The sequence below is a fragment of the candidate division WOR-3 bacterium genome (genome assembly GCA_039801085.1).
Taxonomy (GTDB): Bacteria; Hydrothermota; Tepidihabitantia; order Tepidihabitantales; family Tepidihabitantaceae; genus JAOABP01.
In genome coordinates, this window is record JBDRTY010000001.1 from 215,655 (window position 1) to 226,596 (window position 10,942).

Sequence of the window (10,942 nt, forward strand, 5' to 3'; positions counted from 1 at the left end):
TCATCCGTATGTGGACAGTGCTGGTGGGGCGGAGCGTGTTGGCGGGCTGGATCTGAGCGGGCTGGATGAGCGGTATGTTGAGGCGGGTGAGGCGGATGCGATTACCAGCGGGATGATTGCGGACGGGACGATTGAGCGTGGTGATGTGGCGGCTGATTTCAAGGCGCCGTATGCGGACACTGCGGACTATGCGGCGTCTGCGGGAGATGCGCAGACCTTGCAGGGCATGGAGCCGGACGACTTTGCAGCGGCAGATCACAGTCATCCGTATGTGGACAGTGCTGGTGGGGCGGAGCGTGTTGGCGGGCTGGATCTGAGCGGGCTGGATGAGCGGTATGTTGAGGCGGGTGAGGCGGATGCGATTACCAGCGGGATGATTGCGGACGGGGCGGTGACGATGACGAAGATTGATCAGGCGGGTGCGACTGCTGGGCAGGTGCTGAAGTGGAACGGCAGTGCCTGGGCGCCGGCTGCGGATTTGAATGATGATGCCTGGGTGCGGGATAGTAACCAGGACAGTGTGCTGTTCACGGCGCGACAACTGGGTATCGCCCGCGGCAATGCGGACAATGTGCTTTATGGAGCACTTCGGTACACCCATGTGAACTTCGGTGTTGCCTGCACTACCGGTAACTCGAGTTTTGATGTTGCCTACAGCACAGTTGGCGGAGGTGTCAATAATGTAGCGAGCGCTGCTGCTGCTACTGTTGCTGGTGGGGAAAATAATAGAGCTGCCGGTTATATGGCGGTTGTGGCTGGCGGCTATGCTAACAGAGCAGGCGGAACCTATGCTTCGATCGGTGGTGGAAGTAATAATGTTAGCAACGGTAATTATGCAGCTGTTCCTGGCGGGCGCGACAATGTTGCAAGCGGTGATTATTCAATCGTTGCCGGCGGTATGTCTGACACTGCTGCAGCTAATTACAGTTTTGCCGGCGGTTACAACACCCGCGTTCGAGCCAGCGCTGATTACACCTTTGCCTTTGGCGAGGGTTGTTCGACCTCCACTCCGCGGGCAGTAGTATTCTACCATTCGGGCGGAACAACAAAACTCGGGGTCGGAGTACAGAATCCTCAGTATCCGATTCATGTTCAGGGTGGTGCTTATTGCGACGGTACCAGCTGGGTGGATGCCAGCTCACGTCTCCTGAAGAAGGATATCAGGGTTCTGACACCGGAAGAGGTGAAGGCGATTCTGGAGGAGTTGAAGCGGATTCAGGTAGTGCGTTTCCGTTATAAATCGGATATCAAAGGTGAAGAGCATATTGGTGTGATTGCTGAAGATGCGCCGGAACTGCTGGCAACACCGAACCGGGATGGTATCAACACCGGTGACGCCATCGGTTTCCTGCTAGCAGCAATCCAAGCAGTCTGTGAGCAGAACCAGGAACTCCGGCAGGAGCTTGAAGCTTTGAAAGCACAGCTTCAGGAAGGCAGGTAAACCATGATGGGCAGGAGATGGATAGCTCTGGGATTTCTTCTGCTGACCAGTTCCTGGCTCTGGGCTCAGTCTTACCGCTGTGACTGGCAGGTGACAGCGGTTGGCGGTGGAATGCTCGCAGGTGGTTACCGCTGTGGCGTTACCGTTGGACAGACAGCAACCGGGTTGATGAGTGGTCCTAACCTGCTGGCACTGGCCGGTTTCTGGCAGCCAGAGGTCACCACGGGTATTGCCGAAAAGGACCGGTTCTGGCAGGAAGGGGCAGTAGCTAATGAAACCCGGTTGTATCCGGTGTTGCCCAATCCATTCTCCGGTGCGACCAGAATCCGATATACGCTTAACTGTGAACAGCGGACACTGGTGCAGATTTGTGATATCAGCGGCCGAGTAGTAAGGACACTGGTGAATTCGGTTCAGCCTGCTGGTACATATACACTGACTTGGGATACAAGAGACAACGCCGGGCGCGAGGTTGCTGCCGGTATTTACTTCTGCCGGTTTTCTGCCGGTGGTTACCGGCGCAGCACCAAGCTCGTGCTCCAGCGTTAAAAGAACAACAGAGATCAACACGGGGCGGCGTTTTTGCCGCCCCTTTTTTGTCATATTTGACCGGAGTGTATCGGATGCTATAATTTTTTCTCATGTCGGGATTTTCTAAAACAGGTTCCCTAGCGGAAATCGCTGGCAGGCCCTTCTGGTTTAATGCGGAAAATTTTGTTGCCGGACTGCGCCGAGTAAGTATCTTTGCAGGGGGATATGGTTCGGGCAAGAGCGAAATTGCGGTCAATTTTGCTCTGAGTTTGACAGAGCTGGGCACGCCAGTAACGATTGCTGATCTGGATATCGTTAATCCCTATTTCCGGAGCCGGGAGGCGAGGCAGGTTCTTGAGCAATGGGGAGTCCGGGTGCTGATGCCGCCGGTAACGGTGATGGAGACCGATCTGCCGATGATCGGAGCCGAAATTCGCGGTGCAATGGTTTCGGGAGCAGGTTTTCTGATTTTGGACTTGGGCGGGGATCCAGTAGGTGCCCGGGTGATGGCAAGTCTGAGCCATGGTATAAACCGAGATGAGTATAACAGTTTTTTTGTGCTCAATTCCCGTCGGCCTTTTACCCGAACTGTGTCACAGATTCAGAGTTTGCTGGGAGATATTGAATCAACATCAGGGTTGACCATTACACATCTGGTGGTAAATTCCCACCTGATTGAGGAAACAACCGCTGCAATCGTTCAAGAGGGAATAAAACTGGCAGAGGCGGTGAGTGCCGTAACTGCTAAACCGATTGCGTTTATAGCAATCGAACGCCGAGTTCTGGAGGACTTCGATCCGAAGAGTACTGATTATCCAGTGCTGGTATTGGAACGACAGCTTCTGAAGCCCTGGGAACAGAGGAATGATCGTTTAGGTCCGAGGCGTTTTAAAATTTAAGGAGTTAATGTGGGGAGAAAGGCAAAAGTAACAATTGAGAAGAACCGCTGTAAGGGATGTGAACTATGTGTGACTTACTGTCCGAAGCAGGTCTTGGCGATGTCCAAGGAGATTAACGACAAAGGTTACTTCTATGCGCAGGTCGTTAATCAGGATGCATGCATAGCCTGCCGGTTCTGTGGTATGATGTGTCCGGATACGGCAATTGAAATTGCCGTCGAGGAGTCGGAAAAATCGGAGGTGAAGGCAGATGGCTAAAATTCTGATGAAGGGTAATGAGGCAATTGCTGAATCAGCAGTCCGGGCAGGGGGACTTCTCTATTTTGGCTATCCGATTACACCTCAGTCGGAGATTGCAGAATATCTTGCTCACCGGATGCCTGAAGTGGGCGGGGTGTTTCTGCAGATTGAAAGCGAAGTGGCGGTGGCTAATGTGCTCTATGGTGCGGCAGGTGCCGGTGCCCGCGTCTGGACTTCTTCCTCCAGTCCGGGGATCAGTCTGATGATGGAAGCTGTTTCCTATATTGCGGCAGCAGAACTGCCATGTGTGATCGTAAATATTGTGCGCTGCGGGCCCGGACTCGGTGGTATTCTGCCATCACAGGGGGACTATTTTCAGGCGGTCAAAGGGGGCGGACACGGTGATTACCGGTGCCTGGTGCTGGCGCCCTGTTCGGTTCAGGAAGCTGTAGATTTGATGCCGCTGGCGTTTGACCGGGCGGACCGGTATCGTAATCCGGTGATTGTCATTGGTGACGGAATGATCGGGCAGATGATGGAACCAGTGGAGTTCACGGAGCAGCAGTTTCCTCCCTTGCCGCCGAAAGACTGGGCAACAACCGGTTGTAAGGGAAGAAAGCCAAATGTAATTAACTCACTTTATCTGGATCCGGTTGAGGAGGAGAAATTGAATTTCAAACTGGCGGCAAAGTACGAACAGATGAAAAAAAATGAGGTGCGTTATGAGAAATTCCGTACCGACCGGGAGCTTGAGTGTCTGCTGGTGGCTTACGGCACTACGGCGCGAGTGTGTAAAACTGCGATTCAACGACTTGATGATGAGGGGATACCTACAGGACTGCTCAGACCGATTACACTTTTTCCTTTTCCTGAGGAGCCGATCTATGAACTCAGCCAGCGGACACAGTTTCTGTTGAGTGTAGAGATGTCCACCGGTCAGATGGTGGAGGATGTCCGGCTGGCAGTTGGCAGGAGTAAGCCAGTCTATTTTTATGGGCGGGCAGGAGGAATGGTCCCCAGTCCAGAGGAAGTGGTGGATGCGGTGAAGCGGTACATTGCCGGAGGTGGCAGATGAAAGTAATTTTCCGACGTCCGGAGTCGCTGAGTGTGACTCCAACTCACTATTGTCCGGGGTGCACACATGGTATCATTCATCGGCTGATTGCCGAGGTGATTGATGAGTTGGGATTGCGGGAAAAAGCGGTGGGAATTGCTCCGGTTGGCTGTTCCGTGCTGGCATTTAATTATTTCAATTTTGATTTCCAGCAGGCAGCTCATGGTCGGGCACCGGCGGTGGCAACAGGAATTAAAAGGGCGCGACCGGACTTGATTGTCTTTACCTATCAGGGAGATGGAGACCTGGCATCGATCGGGATGAGTGAAATTATTCATGCTGCGAACCGCGGTGAGAAATTTACGGTAGTATTTATCAATAACGCTATTTACGGCATGACCGGGGGGCAGATGGCGCCAACGACGATGCCGGGACAGGTAACGACAACATCCCCGCGGGGGAGAGATGTTAATGATGTGGGTTATCCAATCCGGATGTGTGAGCTGCTCAGCAGTCTGCGTACGCCGGCATTTATTGAACGGGTGGCGGTGCATAATCCCAAGCAGGTAATCAATGCCCGGCGTGCACTAAAATTGGCGTTCAGCTATCAACGGGATCGGGCTTGCTTTACATTCGTGGAGTTTCTGTCAACCTGTCCAACGAACTGGGGAATGTCTCCGGTTCAGGCAACTCGATGGCTGGAGGAGAATATGCTGCCCTATTATCCGGTAAAGAACTTCAAGACGCCGGAATTTACGGAGGGACAAAATGCAGATTGAGACCGTATTTGCCGGATTTGGTGGTCAGGGGGTTATGCTTGCCGGCAGAGTACTGGCAGAGGTGGGTATGAAAATGGGGAAGGAAGTGGTCTGGCTTCCCTCCTATGGTCCGGAAATGAGAGGTGGAACCGCCAATTGTGTGGTGATAATTGCCGATGAACCGATTGCTTCACCGATTATTGCCCATCCACGCGATACGGTGGTAATGAACCGTCCTTCCCTGGAAAAGTTCTGTGCGACACAAAAACCTGGGGGGTATGCTATTGTTAATAGTTCACTGATTAACATTCGACCGGATAGGGATGATATCAGAGTGGTAGAAGTGCCGGCTAATGAAGTTGCGATCGAGGCGGGCAGTGGGAAAGCGGCAAATATGGTGATGCTGGGCGCCTATGTTGGGGCAACGGGCATTGTGCCGGTTGAGGCGATTATCGAACAGATCAAAGAGGAATTTCAAGCTAAAGCAAAGCTGATTCCAGTAAATATTGCTTGCGTCGAGCGTGGTTATAATATCGGCAGAGCTGCTGGATACAACATTTAGCGGTTAATACTTTCACTGTTATTAATAAGTATTGATCTCAGACGCGACAATTTAGTTCTGATACCTACCAAGACGATTAAATTCCAGAGCAAATAGAAATTCTCATATATATTATAGCAATGCCATTTAAGTAATTATTTATCAATAAATTATAATTTTGTTTAGCTTGTTAAATTCTTTTTAATTTTTTCTTGACAAGAACTAAAGTGGGGATATAGTAATTTACAGATATATGAAGTGGATAATTGTGTGGAATTGTGTGGATAACGGGAATGGTGTTGGATGATGGGGTTGGGAAGGTTTATCGGTGAGTTTGAATATACAATTGACGGCAAAGGCAGGCTCGCGGTCCCCGTGGAGTTCCGTAAGAAACTGGGTCCGGATGAGAACAGGTTAATATTTCTTCCCGGACGGTTTCAAACAATAGAAGTCCACCCCTACACCGAATGGAACGACTACGAGGACCGCGTGCTTCGCCATCTTCCTGAGCATACTGAAGAGGCTCAGCGTTTTTTTATTCTGCTTTATTCTCAGGCAGGTGAAGCTACTTTGGATGTTCAGGGGCGGGTACTTTTGCCCAAGCATCTCCGGGAATGGGCGGGAATCAAAAGTAACGTGGTGATTACCGGAGCGGGGAAATTTTTTCTGATCTGGGAACCGGAACGGTATCGCAAGTTTGTCATGGAGTCCATGGCGAATTATCAGCGCGATCGGAATGAAGCGGGGCGTCAGGCTTGGGAGATGATGTTACGTTTTCGCGCCCATGAGCGTAACGACTGAACATGTGCCCGTGCTTGTCGAAAAAGTTGTCAGCCTGTTGAGACCATGTCTGGGTGTGGGAACGGTTATCGATGCGACTGCCGGTGGAGGAGGTCATTTGCGGGCGCTGGCACAGGAGATGCAGAGACTTATCCCTCTCGGGGAACAACGGTGCCGGCTTATTGGCATTGACATTGATGCCACTGCACTCAGATTTGCACAGTCAAGATTAAGCGAGTTCGGTTGCACGTTCATCCGGGGAATGGCTGAAGTCAGTTCTCCGGTTGGTGGTAATCAGTTGTCGATGATTTTGCTGATACAGGCAAATTATGTGAATATGGCTGAGTTGGTAGAACGATTGGGGATCAGGTTGGTAAGCGGCGTGCTGATGGACTTAGGATTGTCCTCCTACCAGCTTCAACCGGAGCGGGGGTTTTCATTCGAGGCGGATGGTCCCCTGGATATGCGTTTTGATCAGCAGAGTTCCAGACCGACCGCAAGGGAGATTTTGCAGGAAGCCAGTATCAATGAGCTTTATTCTTGGTTCAGGGTATATGCCGATGAACCGATGGCGGGCAGAATCAGCCGCCAGATATATGCTGCACGGAAAGATATCAGGACAACCGGAGATTTGGTGAAGGTAGTGGGAAAGGTTATTCCCCCACGGCGGTTGAGGAAAACTCTTGCCCGGATTTTTCAGGCACTGAGGATTGTAGTGAACAACGAGATTGAAAATCTCCGGCTCGGATTAAAGGCAGCGATTCGATTACTGATGCCAGGTGGTCGACTGGTGGTAATCTGTTATCAGTCTGGAGAAGACCGGTGTTTCAAGGAGATGTATCGGGAACATCGGGGGGAACTGTTGTTGTTAACCAGAAAACCGCTTTACCCGGACGCAGATGAGGTTTTTGCTAATCCGAGGGCGAGAAGTGCGCGGCTGCGTGCCGTAGAGAAGACAGAGTCGATCACAGACAAAAGAAATTAATTTTTATGGAGGAGGGGGATGAAAGCTAATGGCAGTTTTAAGGCAATGGTAATCATGATTGTGCTTTGCGGCATTGCGCTGGCATATCTTTATCTTCATGCTACCAGTATTCGTATGACCCGGGAACTTTTAAGATTGGAAATGGAATGGCGACTTGTAACCCAACAGGTTGATACACTGACAGTTACGCTCGAGCAGCTTACCAGTTTCTGCAGGCTTGAGTCGTTGTGCAGTATCAGCAGGGGCGGGTTTAATGTTTCTCCAGTGTTTTCATCTGAGTCGGCAGATGCTGTTCTTGCGATGCGGGGGGGAGAAGAGGAGAAGAAGCAGCCAGCTGTGCCAGTTGCAGTTACTTATAACCAAGTTCTTATCAGGAGATGAGGCGAAGGAGCAAGAGGGAGAAAATAGTGTTTGCTGGATTTTCAGCAATTTGGCTATTTCTAATCGTTAGGGTTGCCGAGGTTCAGATTGGTAAATGGCGGTATTATGAGAATCTGGCAGATCGGCTGCATCACAAAAAGATAATTCTTTTGGGGGAAAGAGGGCGGATTTTTGACCGCAAGGGACGAGCATTAGCGTTAAACCGTTTGTGCTGTTCGATTCAGATTCTGCCTCAGTATGTGCGGAATCGAGATACCTTGGCAGAAATTCTTGCGGGTTTCGGACTGGGGTCGGTTCAGGAAAACCGGGAGTTACTGGGACAGAAGAAACGCCTGTTCTGGTTTCGCCGGTCTGTGGATTATAATACTGGTGATTCTTTGAGGAAGGTTCTTACGAGAAGAAGATTTATCAATGCAGTACTGGTACAAGATGATTATGAACGGATTTATCCTTACGGCGAAATTTGTGCTGATATTATCGGATTTGTGGGAAAGGAAAGAGGGCTTGCCGGAATAGAGTGGGAGTTTGATTCAGTGCTGCGTGGCGAGCCGGGCTGGATTATGCTCCAGAAGGATGCACTGGGATGGGCAAAGCCTTATCCCAGTTTGCCGATGAGGCCGCCGAGTCCGGGAACGGACCTTTATCTGACTGTTGATGCCGACATTCAGATGATCTGTTTTCAGGCGCTTAAAAATGGTGTGGAAGAAACAGGCGCAAAGCGGGGTTCTGCTATCGTTCTGGATGCTAAGAATGGAGCAATTCTGGGGGCGGTTGATTATCCGGCATATGATCCGAACAACTATTGCGATTATCCAAGAGAGCGGTATAAACTTAATGCGGTTGCGGATCAGTTTGAACCCGGATCGAGTTTCAAGATCGTCATCTGTGCTGCGGCACTTGAGGATTCAGCGCCAGAGCGATTTACCGAGCGTTTATATGATGTTTCTGCAGGTTTTATTGAAATTGGAAGCAAAAAGATCAAGGATGTACATCCTAATGGAGTGCTTTCATTTGACAGTGTGTTCATTCAATCTTCCAATCCGGCCTGCGCGATGATGTCATTTGAGGTTAATCCGGAAATATATTACTCTATAGCCAGGAAACTCGGGTTTGCCGAGAAGGTAGGAATTGGCTTCCCGGATGAGGGCGGAGGCCGGCTGGACCGGCCCAAGCAGCTAAGAAATCGGCTGCGCTTTGCTACAATTTCGTTCGGTCAGGGCGTGATGGTAACATTGCTGCAGATGGCAGCGGCTTATCTCTGTGTGGCAAATGATGGGACGTACTTGAAGCCTTATTTACTGCAGGCAATGGCAAAACGTGGTATTGTCGCCTCCGCCATGAAGGGGAATAACCGGATGAAAATTCATGTTGCGGGAAAGACAGCTGTGCGACAGGCGTTGAGCAAAAGAACCGCTCAGAGGATGAAGGATATTCTGGAACGGGTAGTGCTGAACGGCACCGGGAAACTGGCCAGGATTGACGGGGTGAGTATTTGCGGAAAGACTGGGACTGCGCAGAAAGTTGATGCTAACGGTGTGTATTCCAGCACGAGGTCACTAATGAGTTTTATCGGGTTTTTCCCAAAGAATGAACCGAGGTATGTGATCGCAGTGATGCTGGATGAACCCACAAAGTATCGATTTGCGGGCAGCACTGCCTGTCCGGTTTTCCGTGAAATCGCTGAACGACTGCTGAAACTGGAGATGGCTGTAGCCAGCAGATGAAAAGTTTATGGAGTTGTAGTTAAGATGGTAGGGAGTGAACGGACTAAATCTCTGGCTGATTTGATTACTGGCATACCGTGTGATGTACTAACCAGCGGTGTTGCCAGTAGAAGTATTGGTTTAGGAGAAATTAAAATCAGGGGGATTGCTTACCATTCGGCTCAGGTTAAGCCGGGTTTTCTCTTTGTGGCAATTGAAGGGACGCGTGTGTCGGGCAATGATTATATTGACGAGGCGATTAACCGCGGTGCTGTGGCCGTGGCAACCAGTGAGCCCCGGAGGGTGCGGAAGAATTGGGTGGCGATCATTCAAACTCAGTTCCCACGCCGGTTTCTGGCCCAGGTTGCTAATCGTTTTTATGATTTCCCCGCACGAAAGCTGCAATTGATTGGTGTTACAGGGACAAACGGTAAAACTACTACCTGCTATCTTACCCGTTCTGTCTGCCGTCAGCTGGGTAACGAGCCGGGGTTTATCGGGACGATAGAATATTGGGATGGAGTAGAAAGAAAAGTTGCTGGCAATACTACACCTGAAAGTCTGGATATGGTACAGATGCTTTCTCGCATGGTGGAAAATGGGGTACAGATATGTGTGTCTGAGGTTTCCTCCCATGCTCTGGAGATGGATCGGGTTTTTGACCTTGATTTCAAGGTGGCAGTTTTTACTAACCTTACTCAGGACCATCTTGATTTTCACCGGACGATGGAAAATTATCGTCGCGCCAAGATGAAGCTTTTTCAGTCCCTGACACCCGGGTGTTTTGCAGTTGTCAATTTTGACGACCGGACAGGAATTGGAATTCCTCATTTGACGAGAGCCCGGGTAATCGGTTTTGGGACAAAGCCGGAACCGGATCTGGTCCTTAAGAACGAACAAAATGTAACTGAGTATATCTGGGGTGAAGTAAAACACGTTTCCGGCGCAGGAGTAGCAGGGGTGGTTTATGTCAATAATTTGCATAGCAGGAAACTCCAGGCAATTCCGATTCGTTTAAGGTTACCGGGTAGACACAATATGCTGAACGCACTTGCAGTATTCGGTATTGCCAGAGCATTGGGTTGGGAGCTAGAACCGGTTGTTACGGGAATTGAACGGCTTGATGCTGTACCGGGCAGGCTGGAACGCATTGAACATTCGGGTAACTTCCATGTCTATGTTGACTATGCTCATACTCCTGATGCCCTGAGAAAGGTGCTGGAGACTGTTCGTGAGTGGACTTCCAACCGGGTAATTGTGGTTTTTGGTTGTGGGGGGGACCGGGATCGGGGAAAGCGACCGTTGATGGGCAAAGTTGCGACACAGATGGCAGATATTGTAATAATAACTTCGGATAACCCACGGAGCGAAGAACCGGCGAAGATAATTGAGGAAATTTTGATGGGAGTGGCACCGGTTTTGCGTCAAGATTCTTCACGATGCCGGATTGAGATTAACCGCAAAGAGGCAATACGGCAGGCGTTAACGCTGGCACAGGCCGGAGATACAGTTGTGATTGCAGGGAAGGGACATGAGGATTATCAAATTATCGGCAATGAACGGTTTCATTTTGACGATCGGGAAGTGGTGCGGGAAATTCTGGGCTCGTTACAGAAAGAATAGGAGGAG

The 10,942-nt window shown here is 50.4% G+C and carries 12 protein-coding genes; all 12 read left to right on the forward strand.

From position 1 onward, the window contains the following. The coding region (locus ABIK48_01040) for a tail fiber domain-containing protein (GenBank protein ID MEO0020747.1) at nt 1-1,441 on the forward strand (1,441 nt) is incomplete at its 5' end. A 6-nt stretch (nt 1,442-1,447) separates the two neighbouring features. Beyond that, entirely contained in the window at nt 1,448-1,990 is a 543-nt protein-coding gene (locus ABIK48_01045) for a FlgD immunoglobulin-like domain containing protein (GenBank protein ID MEO0020748.1), read from the forward strand. Between the two features lie 92 nt (nt 1,991-2,082). After that, a complete protein-coding gene (locus tag ABIK48_01050) occupies nt 2,083-2,871 on the forward strand; it encodes a cobalamin biosynthesis protein CbiA (GenBank protein MEO0020749.1) in 789 nt (262 codons plus the stop codon). Nucleotides 2,872-2,880: 9 nt separating this feature from the next. Then, nucleotides 2,881-3,129, forward strand: coding sequence for a 4Fe-4S dicluster domain-containing protein (locus tag ABIK48_01055; protein MEO0020750.1), 249 nt, complete (start codon nt 2,881-2,883; stop codon nt 3,127-3,129). Then, entirely contained in the window at nt 3,122-4,186 is a 1,065-nt protein-coding gene (locus ABIK48_01060) for a 3-methyl-2-oxobutanoate dehydrogenase subunit VorB (protein ID MEO0020751.1), read from the forward strand. The genes ABIK48_01055 and ABIK48_01060 overlap by 8 nt, the downstream gene beginning before the upstream one ends. After that, on the forward strand, nt 4,183-4,944 hold the full coding sequence (locus ABIK48_01065; GenBank protein MEO0020752.1) for a thiamine pyrophosphate-dependent enzyme: 762 nt from the start codon (nt 4,183-4,185) through the stop codon (nt 4,942-4,944). The genes ABIK48_01060 and ABIK48_01065 overlap by 4 nt, the downstream gene beginning before the upstream one ends. Continuing rightward, nucleotides 4,934-5,485 (forward strand): 2-oxoacid:acceptor oxidoreductase family protein, encoded by a 552-nt coding sequence (locus ABIK48_01070; protein ID MEO0020753.1) that lies wholly within the window; start codon nt 4,934-4,936, stop codon nt 5,483-5,485. The genes ABIK48_01065 and ABIK48_01070 overlap by 11 nt, the downstream gene beginning before the upstream one ends. A gap of 291 nt (nt 5,486-5,776) precedes the next feature. Then, on the forward strand, nt 5,777-6,265 hold the full coding sequence (locus tag ABIK48_01075) for a transcriptional regulator MraZ (protein MEO0020754.1): 489 nt from the start codon (nt 5,777-5,779) through the stop codon (nt 6,263-6,265). After that, nucleotides 6,249-7,229: a 16S rRNA (cytosine(1402)-N(4))-methyltransferase RsmH gene (gene rsmH, locus ABIK48_01080; protein MEO0020755.1), complete on the forward strand. Its 981-nt coding sequence runs from the start codon at nt 6,249-6,251 to the stop codon at nt 7,227-7,229. Before ABIK48_01075 ends, rsmH begins: the two co-directional genes overlap by 17 nt. Nucleotides 7,230-7,247: 18 nt before the next feature. Beyond that, nucleotides 7,248-7,610: a hypothetical protein gene (locus ABIK48_01085; GenBank protein MEO0020756.1), complete on the forward strand. Its 363-nt coding sequence runs from the start codon at nt 7,248-7,250 to the stop codon at nt 7,608-7,610. A gap of 26 nt (nt 7,611-7,636) precedes the next feature. Then, nucleotides 7,637-9,334, forward strand: a complete 1,698-nt coding sequence (locus ABIK48_01090; protein MEO0020757.1) for a penicillin-binding protein 2 — start codon at nt 7,637-7,639, stop codon at nt 9,332-9,334. A gap of 24 nt (nt 9,335-9,358) precedes the next feature. Next, a complete protein-coding gene (locus tag ABIK48_01095; GenBank protein MEO0020758.1) occupies nt 9,359-10,936 on the forward strand; it encodes a UDP-N-acetylmuramoyl-L-alanyl-D-glutamate--2,6-diaminopimelate ligase in 1,578 nt (525 codons plus the stop codon). The last annotated feature ends 6 nt before the right edge of the window (nt 10,937-10,942 follow it).

Coding starts and splice junctions, on each gene's coding strand:
- ABIK48_01085 (MEO0020756.1), top strand. CDS start 7,248: ATGAAAGCTAATGGCAGTTTTAAGGCAATGGTAATCATGATTGTGCTT.
- ABIK48_01045 (MEO0020748.1), top strand. CDS start 1,448: ATGGGCAGGAGATGGATAGCTCTGGGATTTCTTCTGCTGACCAGTTCC.
- ABIK48_01070 (MEO0020753.1), top strand. CDS start 4,934: ATGCAGATTGAGACCGTATTTGCCGGATTTGGTGGTCAGGGGGTTATG.
- ABIK48_01065 (MEO0020752.1), top strand. CDS start 4,183: ATGAAAGTAATTTTCCGACGTCCGGAGTCGCTGAGTGTGACTCCAACT.
- rsmH (MEO0020755.1), top strand. CDS start 6,249: ATGAGCGTAACGACTGAACATGTGCCCGTGCTTGTCGAAAAAGTTGTC.
- ABIK48_01060 (MEO0020751.1), top strand. CDS start 3,122: ATGGCTAAAATTCTGATGAAGGGTAATGAGGCAATTGCTGAATCAGCA.
- ABIK48_01050 (MEO0020749.1), top strand. CDS start 2,083: ATGTCGGGATTTTCTAAAACAGGTTCCCTAGCGGAAATCGCTGGCAGG.
- ABIK48_01095 (MEO0020758.1), top strand. CDS start 9,359: ATGGTAGGGAGTGAACGGACTAAATCTCTGGCTGATTTGATTACTGGC.